Source organism: Natronomonas gomsonensis, from assembly GCF_013391635.1.
GTDB classification, from domain to species: Archaea; Halobacteriota; Halobacteria; order Halobacteriales; family Haloarculaceae; genus Natronomonas; species Natronomonas gomsonensis_A.
The window spans coordinates 601,172-623,464 of sequence record NZ_JACAWU010000001.1 but is presented as its reverse complement, the minus strand read 5'-3'; the positions used below and the strand labels follow the sequence as shown (position 1 = coordinate 623,464).

The window sequence follows — 22,293 nt, the reverse complement described above, 5'->3', positions numbered from 1 at the left end:
GGCTCAGGGTTCGTGAATAGTGGACTGAAGGTGAGTCGATTTAGCCTCAATACCCAGTAGCGCTTATTATCTCAGCAAATTTGTGTTGGTTTATGGTTACTGCTACGGTCATTGGGGCCGCAATTGGTGGTGTCATCGGGTCCGCAATTGCAGGAGGGGCTAACTATTACGTAACTCAAAAGCAAATTGAGGCTGAAGATACCCGGCGGTATGCAGACTATTTTCTCAAAGAAAAAGTGAACTCAATTACGGACCTACATGCGAATCTGGAGAATTGCTATCAGAAATATAAGTTCAATTGGGAGAGTTCTATGTCAATGGACGAATCTGAGTTTGAAAATGAAATAATGAGTGCTTTTTACGATTTTGAGTACGCAATGCGTCATGCTTCGATATTCTTAGACGACACTCAGATGAATCTTATTGAGGATGCATATGAGGAGTTTCGGTGGGCAAATGGGTACTTTACTTGGCATGTAGAATATTCCGACACAGGAGGTATTGGTGATGAAGTCCCCGAGGCATATCACAACTTCAATGAGAACGAGATGTTGCAGGCTGTCTCGGCGGCGAGGCTCGTCCTCAAAGACGAAATCAATGAACCTGCAAAATATTTTGAGGACTGAGGGCAGTTTCTCCACCTCCACTGAGCAGAGGACGAGCATCCGTGCCGTGGGGCGGCTCGACCGCTGGCTCCACCCTGAGTGCCTCAATAGTGTAATCACTGGACGGTGCAACCCCCGTCAGATTGCGTCTATTTGCGAGTGGTATCATCGAGTGATATAGACTGAAAACCGATTGACTGAACGGTGATTGTCCCGAAACCCCCAGCTGAAATCGGAGACGCAACACCGTCCGGCGTTTGCGTCCGAGGGGAGCCGTTGACCCACTCGCTCAGGCTTCGGATTCGGTTGCTCCCGTTTGCACGTACTGGAGGACCTCACCGATGGAGTCCTCCAGCCCGCCAGTCGTCGGGTCGTCACAGTAGGCGTTGAGAGCCGTCTCCAGTTCCTCTGCATTGGACTCGGATTCGGATTCGACGATGGACTGGAGGTCGTCATAGAGGCTGGTGAGGCCCTTCTCGGTGAGGTGACGGTCCGGTGGGCTGGCCCCGTCGAACTCCTGTTTGCGATTGAGGGCGTGGAGTTCGTTGCGGATACCCCGGAGCAGTTCCTCGCGCCGCTCGTCGGGTGTCTGCTGGGCCTGACGTATATCCGCCTCGGTGAGCGAGAGGCCGGTCTTCTCGCTGTCGGGGGTGGCCCGCTCCTTTTCGACGCCCTTGGTGCCGAAGGCACTCCAGCCCTCGTCTATGACCTCCTCCTCGTAGGACTTCTTGGTGGCCTCCGTCTCGGACAGGTCCTCGAAGCCCGTCCCGATACCGTGGTCCTCGGCCATCTCCGCTGACGGGTCACGCGGTCCCGCCTCGCCGGGCTCGTTGGCGCGGGGGTTCTTCGCCCGCTTGTACTCGTCGTAGGTCTTGCGCTCGTCGCTCTCGTCGTCTGTACCGTTAGGTGCCATACCCGACTATGGGTGGTCTATGGTCTTAATACTCCGTATCAGAAAAAGAGTATTTCACTCAAAAACCTTTGTATGGCACAAAGAAACAGTATATCTGTAAGTTGGTATGTGTCGATACACGTAAGTCGAAATAGCCCGTGGGTTTGACTGGGTTGTTCCCACAACGACCCGCTCTGTTGGACTCATTCAGTTCCAATGGTGCCACATCGAAGTTCTTGTTTGAATCCGGGCGGCTCCATCCGCTCGGGTTTTCAGGTGTTCCAGCGGTCGGCTCAACGACAAAGTTTGATGGTCCGAGGGACAGTCATGCGGCCCAATGGGACTCTTTGACAAGTTCACTGGGGGGTCGTCGGAGGCATCAGAGGACGGCTCAACGGAGCGTGGGGAGCGGCATACCGACTACACCGATTCGGACGATTACGAAGCCGAAGGATACACTCGGGAGGACTTGAGCGATGAAATTAGCGTTATCTTCGCGGATAGGTGGCCAACTGGGAAGAAAAAATCCGAGTACGAACTCATCTACGGCGTTGACCCGAACCTATCGGACCCGATTCTGCTCCGGTGTTCCCAAGAACTGTTCATCCCGAAAGGGACCAAACTTCTGCCGTTCGAGGAGATGACCGGGCTGGAGGTCGAAGGCAAGACGTACTGGGTGTCCTCGGCCCAACTCATCAACCCCGAGTTGGCGGAGTTTATCGACCACGACTGGGAGTACAAAGCGCCCAGTTCGATGGAGGGTCGGCGGGTCGCTCCACGGAAGCCGGACGAGAGCGAGGCTAATTTCTTGCGTCTACTGTTGTCGGCGTTTTAGACGGCGGACGATTCGCTATGTATGGGCCTGTTGGAATTCTTAGTGGCCGTCGAGTGACAGACACAATGGGTCCGCTGTTCCAACAGAATTGGCGTTCAGGGGCACATCTGTTCCTCTGTGCCGTCTACGAGGATGGTACCGTCACCTCCAACCTGTACGGTGTGATTCGGGAGTTCGAACTGAAGCGTCCATGATTCGCTCGCATGGTCATCCAACTGCTGAATCGCCTCCGCCGAAATGTGGTCTTCGAGAACGAACTCCAGTTCATCCGGCTCTTTGCCCTTAGCGTCCGCAATTGCCCCGATAAGTGATTCTATGAGCATCACTCAACGGATGCCAATTCTCACCATTGCAAAAATCAGTTTGGATTCGCCTGCGTATTTACGACGGTACTGTCCGTTATTCCACTGAATCTCGATTGCATATCTCCAACGTTGGCCGCGTTTTAAGTCGGCGCTCCCTGATGTGATTCTATGCGAGATAACCCGTGGCAGGAGGTGCTGGAAACGCTCTACGAGATGGGCGGACGGGGAGAATTTCCCCGCCACGGCGACGGACCACAACTTGACCCAGAGGTGAATTTAGTCGAGCAAACCGGCCTCTCCGAGGAGGCGATTGCAACTGCCTCAAAAACGCTGGTTAGTATGGGCCTCGCCGAGAGAACAGCACTCATTTTGGGCGATGATGACGACCCAACTCGAAACGAACTGGAACTCACAGGTAAGGGGTACTCCTATGCCCGGGAACGTCGTCAGGAGCAACGGAGTCTCCGCTCAAACCGCGCTGTAACCCGCCTGACGCTCGTGCTTGCCTTCGTCGGAGTGGCACAGGCGATGGCTCTTACCGTACAGGTTTCCAACCCCATATATCGCCTCGTACCCGGTATAATGACCGTCTTGGCAGGTGTCCTCCTAGTCGGTTTCTACACCCAACTCTACCGGGCTGGCGTGCTGAACTCTAATGACTGGGACGAGTAGCGGGTCAGCCGCCCGGAGGGGGTCGGCCCATTGTATTGCCCCCACGGGTGCAGACCGTCGCCCCATCGGTGATGGACGCCGGGAAGGCCGTGTATTGGGCGACACCCACGTACTCCCATCGTGCAGGGGCGCATTTCACTTCCGCCACGGTGACCACGTCCTTATGCCGACGCTCTACATTCAAGCGGATGTGCCCGCATGAGTGCCGACAGACCGGACCCAGATGAGGTGTTTGACTTCTACGAGGGTGGTGATTATCGCCCATATCAGCGGGCGGCACTCCATGAGGCGGCGAACGCGTTATGGTCAAAAGAGGAAGTGAGCAACGTGGTGCTGAATCTGCCGACAGGTATCGGCAAGTCGCCTATCAACGTGGCGCTTGCTCGGCAGTCCGGTGACGCGTTCATCACGACGCCTCAGAAGGCCCTTCGGACCCAGTTGGAACGCGATGCAGACCTGAATCCGTACTATTCGACGCTTCGAAGCCGAGTTGACTACAACTGTTTAGCGACCACGGACGACGAGGAGACTTACGATTGCAAGGACTGCCCGGTGAACCGTTCGGACGAGCAATCCTGCATAAACACGGCCAACTGCACTTACTGGAATCGGAAGGAGGATGCTATGTCAGCGTCGGTCGCATCCATCACGTTCTCTTATCTAATCGTGGACGGCTATCTGCCGGTCTCAACCGAGGATAACAAACGCGTTTCATTCGGGAACCGAGAGCTGTTGGTGGTGGATGAGTGTCACAAGTTGGAGGGGCAAGTCGCGTCACTCCACGCCGGATTCAAAGTTTCGCCGCACACGTTACCAGACCGAGTATTCGCACAGGTGGACCAAGAGGTCGGGGAGCTGCCAGACGACGATGTGACCGAACTTGACGACGTACGAATGGAGCTGAACCGGACTTTCGACCGAGCGGTTTCGTATATCAGCGACAAGGGGTCCACAGGGATGGTGCCGGAGGAGGAGTCTTTAGAGGTACAGGCGTGCCGCAACTTCAAGCGGAAGTTCAAGTGGGCAAAGATGCAGGTGGATAAGGGCCGCCCGTGGGTCGTCAGCCGCGAAGAAACGACTGTCGGGAATAACGTACGGTACAGCATCCACGTACAGCCAGTAGACGTGGACAAGTTCTTACAGGAACACGTCTGGTCCCGGGCTGACAAACGGGTGTTGTCGACGGCAACGATGCCTTTCGCTTCGGACCCCGACCGGTGGGTTACGCGGTTGGGGTTGGACCCGGCTGAGACGCATGTCGTCCAGTATCCGATGCCTTTTCCAGCGGAAAACCGGCCTATCTACACCGACAAGGTTGTCGGTAAAATGTCGTCCGGAGGCTGGGACACACACGCTGACGAAGTCGTGAAGATGCTCGAATCACTGTCGCACCAACACCGCGGCGAAAAGGGGCTAATTCACACCGCCAGTTACGACCGAGCACAGCAACTCGGGCGGGAGTTTCGGCGAAATAGCCGCGTCCACAACTCATACGAGGATACCGACTTGTCCGAGCAGATTGAACGATGGTTGCGCTCGGACGACGATATGTTTTTTTCGCCCGCCGCCACCGATGGTGTAGACCTGCCGTATGAGGACTGCCGGTGGCAGGCCCTCGTCAAAGTACCGTACCCACACATGGGCGACCCGCGGACCCGATACATGATGGATGAACGCAACGCATGGGACTGGTACTACGAAACCACCGCTCAGGACATACAGCAGTCCGTTGGGCGCGGGGTTCGCGCCCCGGACGACGACTGCGCGTACTACGTCCTCGACGCATCGTTCTTCGACGTGCTGCAGAAGGTGGACCTGCCGGACTGGTTCACGGACGCCATCCATCGCTAACGCCGGGGGCGTTCGACCCGAAGCGAAGGGGTCGCGGGCGTCAGCCCGTCACCGCTGGCCGTTTGTGGCAGGGTCAAAGGCCGCCTCCCGTTCCGTAAAACCGTCTCTCGGTTGCCCACATGAACGCCAACGACGCCCGCTCCCTGAGTGCCTCGGTTGACTCACCCCTCCGACACCGCGCCGCCCACTCCCGGAGCGTCGCCACGTCCGCGCTCGCTACCTCCACCAGCCGCCGCGGCCCCTTCCCGAAGTAGTGCCGGAGGCCCGGCCCACCATCAGCCAGCACACGCTTGCCCTCCCCGTCGGTGTGCGTGTGACTGTCGCTGTCGGCCGTGTGCCAGCCGTCGGCCAGTGCGAACGGCTCTTCCACGTCAACGACAACCCACTCGCCCGATGGCACTCGGAGCGCGTCAGCCCACCACCGTCGAAGCCGGGTTGTCGACAGGCCGGGGTCCGACCCGCCCACTGGGCCACACCAGCCGATGTGGCGGTGGCACCAGCCGGAACGTGGCTGTGCCTCTTGCACATACCAATAGGGTGGGAGTGAACCACGACCGTCCCCCACGTCTCGGGCGTACCGGAGCCGGTCGTACAGCCGCTCCCACGCCCGCTGAAACACCTCGTAGGAGTGACACGGCCCGTCGGCCGACTCACGCGGGAGCGTCAACACCCACACCGTACACTCTTGGGCTGCCGCCTCGGCAGCGTTGAACACCTCCGCCAGCCCCGACCGGAGCCGCTCGGCCTCACGTGAGGAGGTGAATCGTTGAACTACCGGGACCGTCCCGCCCTTCAGCACGCGGGGCGTCTCGTCCGGTCCGTCCACGAACCGCGCCCGGTTGTCAGCGAGCAGGTCGAACGCTATTGCCCGACGCCCGTCTGTTAGACCGCGACGGCTCCCACTGAGATACTCGTGAAACCGCCGGACAGGGAGTGGGTTGCCGTCCGCGTCGTGGGCGTCGGGGAGCGTCGCCCACGGGACCGTTCCGGAGCGCCCCATCCCTGTACGTAACAAGTAGAGCGCCTTCTCGCTCACTCGGAGGCTCAACCCCTCCGCAGTGTCGCACTTTTCCATCAGTTCCGGGTGGTGTTCGTCCACCCACGACGCTCGGGCGTACTCCGTGGTGGTGTGCTGGCCGAACGCCGCGTCCAGCGTGGCTCCGAGCGGCACCGGTTCGGTCGGTGAATCACCCGACGCGGCGACGGTCAACACCAGTCGGGTCTTGTCGTCGGCCGTCGGGTCGCCCGCCCACGGGAAGGGGTCGGACACACACGTGACCGTTGGGACAGTGGTGGTTGATTCAGACTCGGTACTGGCCGGGCCAGCCACCGCCGCGAGGCGTGCGTCGGCTTCAGCCGCCCACAAGTCGCTCCCGAGCGGTCGGTCCTCTACCAGCCCGCCGAGTCGCTCTCGGTGTTTCCGGCGGTTGCGGTTTAGGTAAACGTCGGCTGCCTCGCCCAGCGCGTTGGCGTCGGGGTAGCCGGTCAACTCGGCCGCCCCCACCGACCCGGCCACGTCGTCGGCCCACCCGGCCAGCCTGTTCGGGTCAGTGAACCATGGGTCCGAGTCGACCACCGACTCAGGCACCGACGCGGACGCCACGCCAGCACCGCCGCTGGGGGCCGTCGCCGTCACCGTTGCGCTCGCCCTCACGCCGACCACCCCGCTGGGGTCGGCCTCTCCTCAGAACAGCCGTTACGCAGCCGCTCGCCGTGTATTCGTCCGCCCTGTGCCGCCTTCAGTACCCGGTGAGCCGGGGTGTGCGGATTCACCAAACGCGTGGTAGTAGTTGCCGACCAGCACCTCGACGTGGGGCAGCAGCGCGCCCATCACCGAATGGGGGCAGGCCCCGTGCCCGGCCGACAACTGCACGAGGTCTTCGCTCTCGATGAGGCCCAACTCGGTGGGGTCGAAGGGGACGGCCTCGACGGGGTCACCGTCCTCCGGTAGGTCAGCGAGGTACTGCGCGTAGAAGGGGCAGTACTCGACGCCGCTGTCGCCGGCCTCGGGCATCTCTCGGGGATACGGCGTCGGTTCGCTGGCCGCTTCTAGATACGAAGCGCCGCTTCCGGAATCGCCCAGTCCGACCTGCTGGCTGCGGGCCTGTGCCGCCAGCGAGTCGGCGGTCGTCTCGTCGGTCAGCCCACGAGTGCGCTCACGGAGGCCCTCACAGCGCTCGTAGACGTTCGTCTCGTCGATGCCGCCGGCGCCCGCGAGGTTGTACGGACACACGTCGGCCTTTCCGACGAGCGTCATCGCCGAAATCGGGTGCCAGTCGTCGGGCAGGTTTCCGTTGATTGTCCGGAGGTCCTCCTCGAACTGCCGGAGTTGCTGTTTGACGCTCGTGAGGACGAAGACGCGTTCGTACGTCGAGTCGGGGTCGCGAACGAGGTGGATGCCGGCCGTCAGTGCCAGCATCGTCTTGCCGGTGCCGCAGGCGCCCTCCAGGGCGAGGAAGCCGCCCTCGCGGGCCGTCTCGACGGCCGTCTCGATGCCGTCGATTTGGTCGTCGTAGGGTTCGTCGTGGCCGAAGATGGGCCGCCAGTCGGGGCCGTCGGCGCCGTCGCCCCTCCCGACAGACGCGCCGCTTCCGTCGCCGCTTCCGCTCGACTCCTCGGCGTCGTGGGACACACCGGGAGTGACGCGTCTTCGCCTAAAGACGTGTCGAACGGGGCGGCCGTGGGTTTATTTGCCATCGGGAACCAACTCGGTCCGATGGCCCGCGAACGCTCGCTTCGACCCTCCTTCGACGTGAACTGGCGGCCGACGCTCCTCGGAGCCGCTACGCTGTTGGCCGTCCTCCTCCCGGGGTTGCTTCGGCTGGAAATCCGTCGGGAGGTGTATCTCGGCGGTCTGCTGGCGGGTTTCGTCGCCGGCGTGCTGACTGACCGCTACGGCAACGCCATGTCGAACGGGCTGTTGGCGGGCGCACTCGGCGGCGCGGCGGCCTGTGTCGTGCTGTTCGCCTACGGGTCCTACGCGTCGTGGCGGCTCGGTTTCGGCTTCGATTCGGTGTTCGCCGCCCAGTACGGCTTCCGCGCGATTGCGCTGTTCGTCCTCGCGGTGCCGATTCACGCCGTCGAGGGCGCGCTGGCGGCGCTTCTCGCCAACGGCCTCCGGGTCCGACTCCTCGACCGATTCGCCAGCGGCGGGTAGCGGCGGTCCCGCCCGAGTGCCGGGCGGCTTATCCGTCCGACCCCCGAGATTCGGGTATGGAGTTCGACACCGAGGCGTGGCGCGAGGAGTTACAGTCCTACCGCGCCGAGAAGGACGAGCAGTTCGGCACCTCGCGGCAGTCGCCGCTGCCGCCCGGAGAGCGCGAGGACTTCGACGGCCTCGCGTACTTCGACCCCGACCCCGCCTACCGCGTCGAGGCGACGGTCGAACTCGTCGACAGCGACGAGACGGTGGCGATGGAGACGACCGCCGAGGGCGAGCAACTGTACGAACGCGCCGCTCGCCTCCACTTCGAGGTGCCCGACGCCAGCGGCGACGTCGACGAACACACCCTCGTCGCCTACCAGCGCATCGACCACGACGGTGGGTCGCTGTTCGTCCCCTTCCGCGACAAGACGACGGGCCAGCAGACCTATCCGGCCGGGCGATACATGGAACTGCACGCGGAGGGCGAACTCGAAGACGGTGCGACCGTCCCCCTGGATTTCAACCTCGCGTACAGCCCCTTCTGTGCGTACAGCGAGGCCTACGAGTGCCCGCTGCCGCCCGAGGAAAACTGGCTGGAAATCGCCATCGCCGCCGGCGAGCGCTACGAGGGCTGAGGGGGTTCCCCGAGCCACGTCTTTTTGCCCACCGCATACCACGATACTTTATGCCACACGACTGGCGGGATTCCGTCGACCTCACCGAGACACAGCGGCTGGTCCGGCGGAACATCCGCGAGATATGCGAGGGGTTCGACGACGCCTACTGGCGCGAGAAGGACCGAACGGGCGAGTACCCCCACGAGTTCGTCGACACGCTGGCCGAGGAGGGCTGGCTCGGAATCCTGATTCCCGAAGCCGATGGCGGCGCGGGGATGTCGACGGCCGAGGCGGTCGTCATGATGGAGGAAATCGCGGCCAGCGGCGGCGGGTTCGCCGCCGCTCAGGCGATTCACGGCGGCGTGTACAACTCGGTGCCGCTGGTGAAATACGCCGACGAGTCGCTGCAAGCCGACCTGCTGCCGAAGGTCGCTTCGGGAGACGTTCGGATTCAGGCGTTCGGCCTGACGGAACCCAACGCCGGGTCGGAGTCGACGGCGATGGAGACCCGGGCGCGGAAGGAGGGTGAGGAGTACGTCGTCGACGGGGCAAAAATCTGGATTTCCCGCGTGGCGGCCAGCGATTACCTCCTCCTGATGGCGCGGACGACCCCGCGAGAGGCGGTCGACAAACGGACCGAGGGCATCTCGATGTTCCTACTCGACCTCGAAGACGCCTACGACGACGGCCTCGAAATCGAATCGATTCCCAAGACAGCGAGTCGGGCGGTCGGCTCCTACCAACTGTGGTTCGACGGGGTTCGGGTACCCGCGGAGAATCTCGTCGGCGAGGAAGGCGAGGGGTTCTACCAGATGCTCGACGGCCTCAACGAGGAGCGAGTCGTCATCGCCGCGGAGTGTCTCGGATTGGGCGAGGTCGCACTCGAACGGGGCATCGAGTACGCCAGCGAGCGGGAGGTGTTCGGCGGACCAATCGGCGCTAACCAAGCGATTCAGCACCCGCTTGCGGCCGCCTACGCCGACCTGCTGGCGGCGAAGAAAGTGATTTACGACGCCGCCGGTCGCCTCGATGACCTCCCGCGGGAGGCCGCCGGTGCCGAAGCCAACGTCGCGAAGTACCTCGCCGCGGAGGCGGCCTTCGACGCCGCCGACGCCGCGGTCCAGACCCACGGCGGCTTCGGCGTCGCCCGCGAGTACGATGTCGAGCGGTACTTCCGGGAGGCACGGCTGACGCGACTCGTCCCCATCACCCAGCAACTCGCGTTGAACTACCTCGGCGAGCACGTACTCGGATTACCTCGGAGTTACTGAGTCACGGCGCGATGCCGACGGTCAGCAGCGTCCCGTATTCGCGGTAGCGTTCGACCATCGCCTCCCGAGTTTCCCAGTCGTCGGTCGGGAACTCGCTTTCCGGCGGAATCTCGGTTTCGCGGTCCGGAATCGTGTCCTGTTCGGCGACGTGGAAGCCGGCCTCCCGGAACGCCTCCCGGTACTGGTCGTAGTTCCACAGCGTCATCTCGATGGCGATGTTGTCCTGCCAGGCGTGGGTGTGCTCGCTCTCCTCGAAGTAGTTCACCGCACAGTAGAACGTCCCGCCGGGCCGGAGAACGCGGCGGAGTTCTTCGAGCGCGCCGACGGGGTCGGGCGCGTAGTAGAACGCCTCCATCGAGAAGGCGTGGTCGATTTCGTCGTCGCCGAAGGGAAGCGACTGGAAGTCACCGACGACGTACCCGACGTTGTCGTCGTCGGTGTAGGCGCGTGCGTTTCGGACCATCTCGGGGGCGCCGTCGAGGCCGTAGGCCCGGCCGGCGTCTTTGGCCTCACGCATTGCGCGGGCGGCGTAGCCGCTGCCACAGCCCAAATCGAGGACGGTGTCGCCCGCCTCGATTGGCATCCGTCCGAGGGCGTACTTTGCGGTGTGCCAGTGGCGCTGCTCCATCCCCTTGTCGCGGCCGTCGGCGGCCCAGTCGTCGAACTCCGCGCGAACGCTCATGGGCGGCGTTGGTCGTCGGAGGGGTTAACGCCCACGAAGCGTCCCGGCCCGTCGCCGCGAGCGTTCGCCTCAAGTGTCCCGACGCCCACCACTCGGTAATGAGCGACACCGGCCCGCTACAGCCCGACCGTCCCGACGCCGCCCGACGGTTCGAGGTCGACGCCCCGTTCGACCCGGCGGGCGACCAACCCGAGGCCATCCGCGAACTCGTCGACGGCTACGAAGCCGGCGCCGACAAACAGACGCTTTTGGGCGTCACCGGCTCCGGCAAGACAAACACCGTCTCGTGGGTCGTCGAGGAACTCCAACAGCCGACGCTCGTCCTCGCCCACAACAAGACGCTGGCGGCCCAACTGTACGAGGAGTTCCGCAACCTCTTCCCGGACAACGCCGTCGAGTACTTCGTCTCCTACTACGACTACTACCAGCCGGAGGCGTACGTCGAACAGACCGACACCTACATCGACAAGGACATGTCGATAAACGAGGAAATCGAGCGCCTGCGGCATTCGGCGACCCGGTCGCTTTTGACCCGCGACGACGTCATCGTCGTCGCCTCGGTGTCGGCCATCTACGGCCTCGGCGACCCGAACAACTACGAGTCGATGGCGCTCCGGCTGGAGCGCGGCGAGGAAATCGGCCGGGAGAACCTCCTGAAGAAACTGGTCGATTTGAACTACGAGCGCAACGACGTGGACTTCCAGCAGGGAACCTTCCGGGTCCGCGGCGACACCGTCGAGGTGTTCCCGATGTACGGCCGATACGCCCTCCGCGTGGAGTTCTGGGGCGACGAAATCGACCGCATCATGAAAGTCGATACGCTGAACGGCGAAGTGGTCTCCGAGGAGCCGGCCGGGCTCGTCCACCCGGCGGAACACTACTCCATCCCCGAAGAGCGCCTCCAGCGGGCCATCGACGAGATAGCGGAACTGAAGGAGAAACGCGTCTCGTACTTCGAGCGGCAGGGCGATTTGGTCGCCGCCCAGCGCATCGAGGAGCGAACCACCTTCGACATCGAGATGCTCCAGGAGACGGGTTACTGCTCGGGCATCGAGAACTACTCGGTGCACATGTCCGACCGCGAGTCCGGCGAGGCGCCGTACACCCTGCTCGATTACTTCCCCGACGACTTCCTCACCGTCGTCGACGAATCTCACGTCACGCTCCCGCAAATCAAGGGCCAATACGAGGGCGACAAATCCCGGAAGGACTCGCTGGTCGAGAACGGCTTCCGGTTGCCGACGGCCTACGACAACCGCCCGCTGACCTTCGAGGAGTTCGAGGAGAAGACCGACCGCACGCTGTACGTCTCGGCGACGCCTGGCGAGTACGAACGTGAAGAAAGCGACCGGGTCGTCGAGCAAATCGTCCGACCCACGTACCTCGTCGACCCGGAAATCGAGGTGCAACCGGCCGAGGGCCAAATCGAGGACCTGATGGAGCGCATCGAGGCGACGAGCGACGACGAACGCGTCCTCGTGACGACGCTGACCAAACGGATGGCCGAGGACCTCACGGAGTACCTCGAAGGCGCCGGCGTCGACGTGGCGTACATGCACGACGAGACGGACACGCTCGAACGCCACGAACTCGTCCGGTCGCTCCGTCTCGGCGAGATTCAGGTGCTGGTCGGCATCAACCTCCTTCGGGAGGGACTCGACATTCCCGAAGTCTCGCTCGTGGCCATCCTCGACGCTGACCAGGAGGGGTTCCTCCGGTCGGAGACGACGCTGGTCCAGACGATGGGCCGGGCCGCCCGGAACGTCGATGGCCGGGTCGTCCTCTACGCCGACGAGACGACCGGCGCCATGGAGTCCGCAATCGAAGAGACCCGCCGTCGCCGGGAGATTCAAACGCAGTTCAACGAAGAGCACGGCCACGAACCGACGACCATCGAGAAGGCGGTCGGCGAGACGAACCTTCCGGGGTCGAAGACCGACACCAGCGGCGTCTCGGGACTCGACGCGGACTCCGCCGAGGAGGCCGAAGAACTCATCGAACGGCTCGAAGACCGGATGCAGGAGGCCGCCGACAACCTCGAGTTCGAACTCGCCGCGGACATCCGCGACCGCATCCGCGAGCTCCGGGGGGCCTTCGAGGAGTTGGACGACCCCGACGAAGGGGTTCCGACGCCCGAAGACGAGTTCTGAAACCGACACGCGTCGGCGTCGTCTTTTTCTCCTCCCCCTCCGACCGGTCGGTATGGCCGTTCGTGCGCTGCTTCGTTCGCCCGCCGCCGTCGTCTGGACGCTCCTCGGAGCGCTCGCCGTCGGTGTCGTCTTCGCCGCGGGCTGGCAGGCCCTCGCGGCCGTCCGGCAGACGGTCACCGGGGCGGGACCGGGCTTTCTCGTCGGCTTCGGCGAACTGCTGACCGTCGCGGTCGCCGTCGTCGTCATTGCGGTTCTCGTCCTCGTCTGGTATCCCTTCGGCGCCGCCGTCGCCTACGCGGTCGGTCGGACCGAGTACGGCGGCGGTGCGTCGGTTTCGGCGGCCGGTACCGCCGTGTACGAACGCCGGTGGTGGCTGTACCGGTGGTTGAAGACCCGGTTGGCGGTCGGCGACCTCGCTGACAGACTGCTCGACGAGGACGACGTGGCGCAAAACGAGGTGGGGTTGGGGTGTGCGCCGTTCGTCGTCCCGGCGTTGGTCCTCGATTCGGGGACGCTGCCCGAGGCCGTCGGCCGGGCCAACCGGGTGACGCCTACGGGTGGCCGCGAGCGCGTCGCCGTTGCATCGCTCGGTCTCACGGCGGTTCTCGCCGTCGGGACCTTCGGCGGCGGAGCTGCCATCGACGGGACCACGTGGCCGCTCGTCGCGGCCCTCTCCGTCGGGGTTTTCGGCTGTGTCGTCACCGCCGCAATCGATTCGGCGTGGCGGGCGGCGACGTACGTCGACGACGACGGCGACCGGGAGTTCTACCGCTAGAGTGAGTCGACGAAGGAGTCGAAGGCGCCGGAGTCGGCGTGGACGTGAGCGTAGGTGCCCAGCGTGCGGTACTCGGTGAGGCCATCCTTGCCGTCGGCGATGCCGTCTCCTCGCTTCACCTCGAATGCGAAGTCGGCGTCGCCGGCCACGTCGGCTGTCGAGTAGTGGAACTCGTGGCCGCGAAGTCGCTGGCCGGACCCGGCGGTGAGGGTGTCGTCGCGTGCCACCAACTCGACGTGGTCAAGCGCCTGATACCGCTCGCACATCGTCACGTCGGCGGGGAGGACACCGGCCATCGCGTGGGTGTCCCCGTCGGTGTCGGTCAGCGTCTCCGACAGCGCCATCAGGCCGCCGCACTCGCCGAGGACGGGCAGGCCCTCGGTCGCCCGCCCTCCGAGTTCCGACAGCGTGCCGCCCGCGGCCAGCGCCGCGCCGTGGAGTTCGGGGTAGCCGCCGGGGAGATAGACCCCGTCGCAGTCGGGGAGCGAATCGCCGGCGACCGGCGAGAAGGTGACCACCTCGGCGCGTTCCCTGAGGCGTTCGAGACTCGCCGGATAACGAAAACAGAACGCAGCGTCGTCGGCGACGGCGACGGTTTTTTCCGTGTCTGTTCCGGGCGGTCGGGGCTCCGGCCGTGCTGGTTCCGCCGCCACCTCCAGCAGTCTTCCGACGTGGATTTCCTCGCTGGCTTCGTCCAGCGTCTCCTCGTCGATGGGTGCCTCCCGACCCATGTGGAGGCCGAGATGCCGGTCGGGAATTTCGAGCCCTTCGAGTGGCGGCACGCGGCCGAAGTACGACAACGAATCGGGGAGCGCATCCCGAATCCCGGCCTCGTGGCGGCCGCCGTGGGCGCGGTTGGCGAGGACGCCGACCACGTCGATGTCGCGGTCGGCTTCGGCGGCGTACTCGCGGAAGCCGAGCGCCTGGGCGGCGACGCTTTCCATGCCCGCTTTCGCGTCGACGACGAGGACGACCGGAAGGTCGAGCGTCTCCGCGACGTACGCCGTCGAGTTCGTCCCGTCGTACAGTCCCATCATCCCCTCGACGACACAGATATCGCCCGACCCGCGGTGGTAGTTGCGGCGACAGCCCTCCTCGCCGGACAGCCACGGGTCCAGCGTCCGGGACGGTCTCTCACAGACGGCGGCGTGGTGGCTCGGGTCGATGAAGTCCGGCCCGGCCTTCGCCGGTTGGGGGCTCTCTCCCGCCCGCTGGAGCGCCCGCAGGACGGCGAGCGTGGCGACGGTCTTGCCGACGCCGGAGGACGTGCCCGCGAGGACGACGCCGTTCACGCCTCGGGCACCTCCCGGTCGGTGTCGGCCAGGAGGCGGTCGTACACCTCGCGGACGCCATCGCGTACGTCGGCCATCGGCAGGCTGGCGCGGTCGGCCAACCCGAGTGCACCGCCCATTCCCACGCCCTCTTTGGCCTCCCCGCGGTTGTAGGCGGCCATCGCGGGGTGGTCGTCGGTGAACCCGGGGTCGGTCGTCGTCACCGAGAGGTCGAGTTCGCGGCCGGCGCGGTCGAGGTCGACGGCGGGGTCGTCGTCGACGAAGGAGGTGGTCGCCAGCGTGAGGGGGCCGTCGTAGTCGTCGTGTCGGAGGTAGGCCGCGGCGGCGACGAGTTGTGTGCCGCCCGCCAGCGTGACGGCGGTGTCGGTTTCGAGGGCGCCGGCGGCGATACCACAGAGGACGGCGAGGGCGGGGTCGCCGGCGCGTCGGAGCGCAACCGTCGGTTCGCCGGCGGCGTCGCCGGGGTCCAGCGACGAGGCCGAGAGCGCTTCGTCGACCACCCGCCGTTTCAGTTCGAGTGGGTTCTCCGACAGCGACGAGGAGACCGTGCGGTCGCCCAGCACGTCGGCCTCGCCGAGGGCGGTGAGGACGCCGAGTGCGGTCGTCGTGCCGCCGGGGACGGTTTCGGCGAGGAACAGTTCGTCGTCGGGCAACTTTCGGCCGAACTGTCGGGCGGCGGCGAAGGCGCCGGGCGCGGAGGGGACGGGGTCGCGCTCGCGGATGTCCTCGCCAGTGCGTGCGCCGACGGTGACGGTCGGCGCGCCGGTCGGTTCGGCCAGCCCAGAATCGACGACGGTGCAATCGATTTCGAGCCGTTCGAGGACGGCCCGGGTCACGACGGCGGGCGTCGGACAGCCGCTCGGGGAGACCGGAACGACGGGCGAGCGGACGGGGCGGCCGTAGGCGAGTATCTCGGCGTCGGCGCTGGGCGTGTGGGCCATCAGGTCGGCGTCGGCGCCGGCGGCGCTGATGCCGTCGATTCGGGCCGTTCGGGTCGAACCGGCACAGCAGACGAGTCGAGTCATTACGATTGGTGTTAGTGCAATCGAACTTGAGTTTGCGGGTCGCGGCTCGTTGCCCGAAATCTATTTACTGGATGCCCTCACAGCGTACTACAAGAAAGGTTGCGCTAATACAAGCGCGCTTGATTAAACATCCATGACGGACACACTCCTGCTCGTCGGGCGCCAACACACGCGTGCGGTAGCCGAGACACACGCGGAGCGGCTCCGCGAGCGCAGCGTGGCCGACCGCATCACCGTGGCGACGTACGAGCGCGACCCGGCGGAATTATCCGCCGACGCCGGTGGGGAGACGTACGTCGTCCCGATGGCCGTCGCTCCGAACCGGGATACGACTCGCGGCATACCGGGGGCACTGCCGACTGCCCACCACTGCGAACCGGTCGGTGCCAGTCCCGCCGTGAGTCGCGCGCTCGCCGACCGCGCTCGGGAGGCCGTCGCTCCTGGCGACGACGCCTCGCTGGCGCTTCTGGCCTTCGGCGACACCTCCCGAGAGGGCCACCGGCGGGCGACCGAGGCCCACGCGACTCGCCTTCGGGAGTCGACCCAATACGGCGAAATCACGGCTGCCTACCTGTTGCAGAACCCGGCGGCGGAGTGTGTCCGCTACAACCTCACCGGCGACCGAGCCGTCGCCGTCCCGTTCTTCATCGCCCCGTGTGAGGAGACCGACAGCGCCCTGCCGTCGAAACTAGAACTCGAGCGGGGTGGGCTCGCCTACGCCGACCCACTCGGCGACCACGAGGCCGTCACCGACGCCATCCAGGCCGAGGTGGCGAAGGCCCGCTCGCTCGGCTCGGGTACCGCCGCCGTCGACCCGGTCGCCACCGACGGCGGCCGCTGACCGCCGACTCTACCGCCGCACTGCCAGCACCGAGAGGTCCGAAAACGCCGTCTCTTCCTTCGAATCGATGTCGTCGGACAGCGCCGACAGCGACGTTCGTGTCACGGATTCCTCGGCGTGAGTCAGCCGTTCGAAGACGAGCGCCTCACAGTCGGGTGCGCCCGACTCTAGCAGGCGGGCGGCGATGCGCTCGGGCATCCAGTCGTAGGGTCGCGGTAGAACCAGCAGGTGCCGGTCGCGGACGTCGCGCTCCAGTCGTCGGAGGTCGGCCTCGATTGGCCCGCTCTTGTGGAGCGTGACGAACGTCGTTTCTTCCATCGGCGTTCTGGCGCGACTCGCCGCCACCTGTAGCGAGGAAATCCCCGGAACCACTTCGACGGGGGCGACTCCCTCGAGGGCCGATTCGACCTTGCCGACGAACTGGTAGCCGGAGTGGTTCGGGTCGCCCATCAACACCGCCGTCCCGCTGGCGCCGTCGGTGACGCGTTCGCGGAACGTCGCCAGCACCTCGGGTTCGTCGCGGTAGCCACACGTCAGTGCCTCGCCAGTGATTTCCTCGCGGACGAACTCGACGACCGTCTCGAAGCCGACGACCACGTCCGCCTCCCGGATGGCGCGGGCGCCTCGACGAGTGAGGTACTCGGAGTTGCCGGGGCCGATGCCGACGGCGTACACCGATTCCGCGTCACCGCTGGCGCCCTCCGCTTCGGGTGCGTCGGCGGCGTATTCGGCCGGTTCGTCTGGGAAGGAGACCTCGTCGGTCACAACTCTACCTCGCCATCGCGTACGTCGCTCGCGACGTGGACCAGTTCGTTCGTCAGCCCCGCCGCGAGGCCGCTGCCGCCGCGGCGGCCGACGTTCGTAATCGCCGGGACGCCGTGTTCGGCACACACTTCACGCAGTCGATTTCGGCTCTCGGCGGCTTTCACGAAGCCGACTGGCGTGGCGACGACGACTGCCGGTCGGGTACCCTGCTCGATGCAGTCGGCCAGCGCCAGCGCCGCGGTGGGGGCGTTGCCGACGACGGCGATTGCGCCCTCGTAGACGCCTTGCTTGTCGAGTTCGAGCACCGAGGCGGCCGTCCGAGTCATCCCCGTTTCGGCAGCCAGCTCGGCGCCGTTGCCGATGGCCTTCCGCACGTCGCAGTCGTGGCCCCGCCCCGTGATACCCGATTTGACCATCGTTATGTCGGTGACGATGGGGCGTTCACCGAGGACTGCCCGCGCTCCCGCTCGGAGCGGTTCGGAGTCGTCGCTCCCCGTGAACCGCACGAGGTACTGGAACTCGGGGTCGCCGGTGGCGTGGACGGCCTTCGCCCGAACCCGGTCGGCCAGCGTCTCCTGAGAAACGAGGTCGTGGACGCGGTCCATGCTCGTCTCGGCGATGTCCATCGCATCCGAGGTGGTCGCACCGAGGTCGGCGTAGGCCTCGAACTCCCCCGAATCAGTCGTCATCGCTGGTCACCTCCGCGGCGGGGGTGAAATCGGAAGCGCGTTCTTCGAGGTCACCGTCGACGGAGAGATTGAGGTCCGTCAGCCGTTCTTCGGTCTCGTCGTCGGCGTCCCACAGTCCCCGTTCGATGGCCTCCAACAGCGTGTCGGTGATGGACTCCAGCGCCCACGGGTTCACCTCGCGCAGCCACTCCTGTCTGTCGGCGTCGAAGGCGTAGGCCTCGGCGACCTCGTTCCACAGCGTGTCGCTGACGACGCCCGTGGTGGCGTCCCACCCCAGCGTCACGTCGACCGTCGAGGAGAGGTCGCCGGCGCCCTTGTAGCCGTGTTCTTCCATCGAATCGAGCCACTCCGGATTCAGCACGCGGGCCCGCATCGCCTTGCGGACCTTCTCCTCGTTGCTGTAGACGGAGACGTTGTCGGGATCCGAGGAGTCGCCGACGTAGGAGGCGGGTTCGGAGCCCGAAACTTCGGAGACGGCGGTGATGAAGCCGCCGTGGAAGGCGTACCAATCGGAGGAGTCGAACTCGTCCTGTTCCATCGTGTCCTCGATTTTGACCGTCGCCTCGACGCTGCCGAGGCGGCGCCGGAAGGCGTCGTGGTTCTCGGTGACGCGGCCGCGAGACCCCATCGCGTAGCCGCCCCACTGGACGTACACCTCCGCCAAATCGGAACGGTCCTCCCAGTTCCCCTCGTCGACGGCCTTGTTCGTGCCGGCGCCGTAACCGCCCGGCTGCGTCGTGAAGACGCGCGGCATCGCGGCGTCGCGGGCGTCGTCGGGGTCCACCCCTTCGGCTTCCAGTTCCTCGGCTTCCTCCTCGACGTGTTTCTTCACGTAGTTCATCTCGTGAGGTTCCTCGAGGTCGACGACGGCCTCGACGGCGTCGTGAATCACCCCGGCGGCCTGCGGGAAGGCGTCACGGAACAGCCCCGACACCCGCGTCGTCGCGTCCACGCGGGGCCGGCCGAGTTCCTCCAGCGGAATCGGCTCCACGCCGTCGATTCGTCCGGCGTCGGTCCAGACGGGTTCGACGCCCATCAGCGCCAGCACCTGTGCGATGGTCTCCCCGCGCGTGCGGACAGTGGGCGTCCCCCACGCGACGACGCCGACCTCTTCGGGGTATTCGTCGTGTTCGCCGTGGTGGCGCTGTAGCGTCCCGTCGGCCACCTCCTTGCCGACTTCCCACGCCGACTTGGCGGGCACCTTCCGGGGGTCCAGCGTGTAGAAGTTCCGCCCGGTCGGCAACAGGTCGACGCCGCCGCGAGTGGGCGCACCGGAGCCGCCCGGCGGGACGTACTCGCCGTTCAGGGCGTCGGCGGTCCGCGGAATCTCCTCGGCGGCGCCGAACACTCGCGGAGCAGCCTCCTCGCAGATGTAGGCCAGCACCTCCCGGAGGTCGTCGTGGGCGCCGCCGGCCACGCGTGCATCGCCGAGGGGGTCGATGTCGACGACGAGTAAGTTCATGTTCACCTCGTCGTCGGGGTCGGCGTCGACGTTCGATTCGGGCACGTTGAAGTCGTACTCCGCGAGCGTCTCGACCAACTCGACGCTCGTTTCGTGGACCTCGTCGGCGGCCTGTGAGTAGGTCATCCCGAGCGTCTCGTCGTACTCGCCCGGCGAGTCGAGCATCGTCTGGTAGTCGACACCCAGTACGCCCGCGACGGACTCTCGCAGCGACGGTGCGCCGGCGTTTTCGAGCCGCGTCAGCGCGACGAGATACTCGATTAGGCGGTCGCCTTCGGGCGGTTCACCCATCGTGTGCAGCCCCATCCGAATCTGGGTCGTCTTCACGTCCGTGAGGTAGGCGTGGATGCGCTCTACGAGTTCGTCGATGTCGACCTCATCGCCGTCTACGGCACCTTCCGCGAGCGTCGTGCCGGCTTCGTCGGGACCGCGAACGTCGGCCTGTTCGTCTATTTCACCGGCGATAGCCAACTCGACGGCCAAATCGAGTTCCTTGACTTTCTCCCGGAGGAGCCGTTCGACCGTTTCGCCGGCCGCACTGCCGGCCTCGCGGTACTGGTCGGCCAACTCCTCCAGCTCGGCGAGGTCGTCGTAGGTCCCTGCCGAGGCCATCGGCGGCGTGAGGTAGTCGACGATTGCGGCATAGGAGCGCCGCTTGGCCTGCGTACCTTCGCCGGGATTGTTCACGATGTAGGGGTAGACGTTCGGCAAATCGGCGAGGAGCGCGTCGGGAGCGCTCTCGGAATCGAGGCCGACGGTCTTGCCGGGAAGCCACTCCAGGGAACCGTGAGTACCGAGGTGGACGACGGCGTCGGCGTCGAAGTCGTTGCGAAGCCACGCGTAGAAGGCGTAGTAGTCGTGTGGCGGCTGGAGGTCCGAATCGTGATACACTTTCGAGGGGTCCATCCCGAACCCGCGCGGCGGCTGGACGGTCACGAGGACGTTACCGAACTCGACCCCCGGGATGGCGAACGGTCGGTCGGGGGCCTCGCCCCACTCCTCTCGGACGTTCTCGCGGAAGGCCTCGTCGGCGTCGCTCCACCACGACCCGTACTGCTCCGGCGATACGATGTCGACGGAGCGCTCTCGGACGTCATCGGGTGCGACCCAGCGGTCGTCGAGCGTCAACTGCGAGGTGAGCGTCTCGACGAGGGATTGGCCCGACTCGGGGAACTGTCCACCTAACTCGTAGCCTCGGCCTCGGAGCTCCGACAGCAGATTCACCGTCGACTCCGGCGAGTCGAGTCCGAAGGCGGTGCCGATGCCGTCGTCGCTCGGCGGGTAGTTGTGCAGGACGACGGCGACGTTTTTCTCGTCGTTCGGCGTGTGACGGAGGGTCGCCCAGTTGACCGCCAGTGAGGCGGCGTGGTCGATGCGGTCCTCGATGGGGAAGTGCTGTTTCGGCGCCGACCCGATGCCCGCGGTGTCGTCGGTGCGTTCCTTCCCGGAGATGGGGTGGGTGATGACGTTGCCGTCGAACTCCGGCAGCGCCACCGACAGCGCCAACTCGAACCCCATCACGCCGGTGTCGCTGGAGTCGTATCGGGAACGCGAGCGCATCGTCGTCACCGTCTGGAGGACGGGCACGCCGAGACGCTTGAGGAACACTTCCTCTGCGTCACCGCCCTCGTCGTCGGCATCGCGGCCGCGCTCGGCCATCGACAGCGAGAACATGAACGACGAGCAGACGGCGTCGACGAGTGGTTCGTCCGATTCGCTGGTCAGCCACTCGTCGACGACCCATTCGGCGTCTTGTTGTTCGTCGCTATCTGTCACCGGGTTACAGAAGACGGGGAGGGCGTCGGCGCCCTCGGCTTCGATGGCTTCGACCAACGCGTCGACGTAGCGGGTGTTCTCGTGGGTCCAGTGGGATTCGTAGAACCACACCGCGATGGTCGGCGTTTCGGGGTCCAACTCGGCGCACAGCTCCTCGTAGGAGTAGCCGGGAAAATCGGGGTGATACACCCCTTCGGTCGGCAGGTCGACGGGGTCGTCGTAGGCCGGTTTCTCGGGCGTAAAGCGGTCGACAAGATACCGGACGGCGTTGGCGAGGTTCGCGCTCCCGCCGCGTTCGAGGTACGCCGAAACAGTCTCCCGGACGCTTCCGGGAACGGACGTATCCTCGATAGCGAAGGCGTCGCCGGTCGCCTTCACGACGACGGGGACGCCCGCCTCGTAGCAGGCCTCGATTGCGCGGTCGTAGCCGGGCATGCTGTCCTCGGCGCCGTGGAGCCACAGCACGGCCACGTCGCAGTCGGTCAGTTCGTCGCAGAACGCCTCGACGGCTTCGGGGTCGTCGAGGTCGCTCTCCGAGCGGACGACGAGGTCCGAATCGACCTCGCCGGCGGCGCGCTGTAGCGCGCCCAGTTCGTTTTCGGTCGCGGTGTAGAGTCCAACCCGTGGCATAATCTTGATAAAC

General features: G+C 65.2%; 19 protein-coding genes and 1 pseudogene. 10 read left to right on the top strand and 10 right to left on the bottom strand.

Annotated features, from left to right (window positions below; translation table 11 throughout):
• Positions 1 to 92 precede the first annotated feature (92 nt).
• The gene (locus tag HWX69_RS03390) at positions 93 to 626 is read left to right on the top strand and encodes a glycine zipper 2TM domain-containing protein (RefSeq protein WP_178915705.1); all 534 of its coding nucleotides are present in this window, start codon (positions 93 to 95) and stop codon (positions 624 to 626) included.
• Between the two features lie 268 nt (positions 627 to 894).
• Here HWX69_RS03390 and HWX69_RS03385 read toward each other — a convergent pair whose 3' ends face one another.
• The gene (locus HWX69_RS03385) at positions 895 to 1,518 is read right to left on the bottom strand and encodes a hypothetical protein (protein ID WP_178915704.1); all 624 of its coding nucleotides are present in this window, start codon (positions 1,516 to 1,518) and stop codon (positions 895 to 897) included.
• A gap of 316 nt (positions 1,519 to 1,834) precedes the next feature.
• Here HWX69_RS03385 and HWX69_RS03380 point away from each other — a divergent pair, with 316 nt between their 5' ends.
• Positions 1,835 to 2,332, top strand: a complete 498-nt coding sequence (locus HWX69_RS03380; RefSeq protein WP_178915703.1) for a hypothetical protein — start codon at positions 1,835 to 1,837, stop codon at positions 2,330 to 2,332.
• A 95-nt stretch (positions 2,333 to 2,427) separates the two neighbouring features.
• Here the strand turns inward: HWX69_RS03380 and HWX69_RS03375 are convergent, their stop codons facing one another.
• Complete coding sequence (locus tag HWX69_RS03375; RefSeq protein WP_178915702.1) at positions 2,428 to 2,655, bottom strand: HalOD1 output domain-containing protein; 228 nt, start codon at positions 2,653 to 2,655, stop codon at positions 2,428 to 2,430.
• A gap of 150 nt (positions 2,656 to 2,805) precedes the next feature.
• Here HWX69_RS03375 and HWX69_RS03370 point away from each other — a divergent pair, with 150 nt between their 5' ends.
• Both HWX69_RS03370 and HWX69_RS03365 read left to right on the top strand, forming a co-directional pair.
• Entirely contained in the window at positions 2,806 to 3,309 is a 504-nt protein-coding gene (locus HWX69_RS03370) for a hypothetical protein (RefSeq protein WP_178915701.1), read from the top strand.
• A gap of 198 nt (positions 3,310 to 3,507) precedes the next feature.
• Complete coding sequence (locus tag HWX69_RS03365; protein WP_178915700.1) at positions 3,508 to 5,160, top strand: helicase C-terminal domain-containing protein; 1,653 nt, start codon at positions 3,508 to 3,510, stop codon at positions 5,158 to 5,160.
• A 73-nt stretch (positions 5,161 to 5,233) separates the two neighbouring features.
• Here the strand turns inward: HWX69_RS03365 and HWX69_RS03360 are convergent, their stop codons facing one another.
• Positions 5,234 to 6,814: a hypothetical protein gene (locus tag HWX69_RS03360; protein WP_178915699.1), complete on the bottom strand. Its 1,581-nt coding sequence runs from the start codon at positions 6,812 to 6,814 to the stop codon at positions 5,234 to 5,236.
• A gap of 120 nt (positions 6,815 to 6,934) precedes the next feature.
• Positions 6,935 to 7,696, bottom strand: a pseudogene (locus HWX69_RS03355) (ATP-dependent DNA helicase); the annotation flags it as partial.
• A 180-nt stretch (positions 7,697 to 7,876) separates the two neighbouring features.
• Here HWX69_RS03355 and HWX69_RS03350 point away from each other — a divergent pair.
• From HWX69_RS03350 to HWX69_RS03340, 3 genes are read left to right on the top strand one after another with little or no spacing between them, the layout of a single operon-like run.
• The gene (locus HWX69_RS03350; protein WP_178915698.1) at positions 7,877 to 8,317 is read left to right on the top strand and encodes a hypothetical protein; all 441 of its coding nucleotides are present in this window, start codon (positions 7,877 to 7,879) and stop codon (positions 8,315 to 8,317) included.
• 56 nt (positions 8,318 to 8,373) lie between these two features.
• Entirely contained in the window at positions 8,374 to 8,940 is a 567-nt protein-coding gene (locus HWX69_RS03345; RefSeq protein WP_178915697.1) for a DUF1684 domain-containing protein, read from the top strand.
• 50 nt (positions 8,941 to 8,990) lie between these two features.
• Positions 8,991 to 10,193: an acyl-CoA dehydrogenase family protein gene (locus tag HWX69_RS03340; protein WP_178915696.1), complete on the top strand. Its 1,203-nt coding sequence runs from the start codon at positions 8,991 to 8,993 to the stop codon at positions 10,191 to 10,193.
• 1 nt (position 10,194) lies between these two features.
• Here HWX69_RS03340 and HWX69_RS03335 read toward each other — a convergent pair whose 3' ends face one another.
• The gene (locus tag HWX69_RS03335; protein WP_178915695.1) at positions 10,195 to 10,875 is read right to left on the bottom strand and encodes a class I SAM-dependent methyltransferase; all 681 of its coding nucleotides are present in this window, start codon (positions 10,873 to 10,875) and stop codon (positions 10,195 to 10,197) included.
• Between the two features lie 98 nt (positions 10,876 to 10,973).
• Between HWX69_RS03335 and uvrB the strand changes: the two genes are divergently transcribed.
• Positions 10,974 to 13,025 (top strand): excinuclease ABC subunit UvrB, encoded by a 2,052-nt coding sequence (uvrB, locus tag HWX69_RS03330; protein WP_178915694.1) that lies wholly within the window; start codon positions 10,974 to 10,976, stop codon positions 13,023 to 13,025.
• 52 nt (positions 13,026 to 13,077) lie between these two features.
• Entirely contained in the window at positions 13,078 to 13,800 is a 723-nt protein-coding gene (locus tag HWX69_RS03325; protein ID WP_178915693.1) for a hypothetical protein, read from the top strand.
• Here the strand turns inward: HWX69_RS03325 and HWX69_RS03320 are convergent.
• Entirely contained in the window at positions 13,797 to 15,092 is a 1,296-nt protein-coding gene (locus tag HWX69_RS03320; protein WP_178915692.1) for a cobyrinic acid a,c-diamide synthase, read from the bottom strand. The genes HWX69_RS03325 and HWX69_RS03320 overlap by 4 nt on opposite strands.
• Positions 15,089 to 16,117, bottom strand: a complete 1,029-nt coding sequence (locus tag HWX69_RS18105; RefSeq protein ID WP_178915691.1) for a nicotinate-nucleotide--dimethylbenzimidazole phosphoribosyltransferase — start codon at positions 16,115 to 16,117, stop codon at positions 15,089 to 15,091. The genes HWX69_RS03320 and HWX69_RS18105 overlap by 4 nt, the downstream gene beginning before the upstream one ends.
• Positions 16,118 to 16,250: 133 nt before the next feature.
• Between HWX69_RS18105 and HWX69_RS03310 the strand changes: the two genes are divergently transcribed.
• Complete coding sequence (locus tag HWX69_RS03310; RefSeq protein ID WP_178915690.1) at positions 16,251 to 16,958, top strand: sirohydrochlorin chelatase; 708 nt, start codon at positions 16,251 to 16,253, stop codon at positions 16,956 to 16,958.
• A gap of 9 nt (positions 16,959 to 16,967) precedes the next feature.
• Here the strand turns inward: HWX69_RS03310 and HWX69_RS03305 are convergent, their stop codons facing one another.
• Genes HWX69_RS03305 through cobN form a run of 3 tightly spaced genes read right to left on the bottom strand, consistent with a single transcriptional unit; the run spans position 16,968 to position 22,280 of the window.
• A complete protein-coding gene (locus tag HWX69_RS03305; RefSeq protein WP_178915689.1) occupies positions 16,968 to 17,723 on the bottom strand; it encodes a cobalt-precorrin-7 (C(5))-methyltransferase in 756 nt (251 codons plus the stop codon).
• Positions 17,720 to 18,412 carry a precorrin-8X methylmutase gene (locus HWX69_RS03300; protein WP_178915688.1) on the bottom strand — a complete coding sequence of 231 codons (693 nt, stop codon included), beginning with the start codon at positions 18,410 to 18,412 and terminating at the stop codon, positions 17,720 to 17,722. Before HWX69_RS03300 ends, HWX69_RS03305 begins: the two co-directional genes overlap by 4 nt.
• Positions 18,402 to 22,280: a cobaltochelatase subunit CobN gene (gene cobN, locus HWX69_RS03295; RefSeq protein ID WP_178915687.1), complete on the bottom strand. Its 3,879-nt coding sequence runs from the start codon at positions 22,278 to 22,280 to the stop codon at positions 18,402 to 18,404. Before cobN ends, HWX69_RS03300 begins: the two co-directional genes overlap by 11 nt.
• Between the last annotated feature and the right edge of the window lie 13 nt (positions 22,281 to 22,293).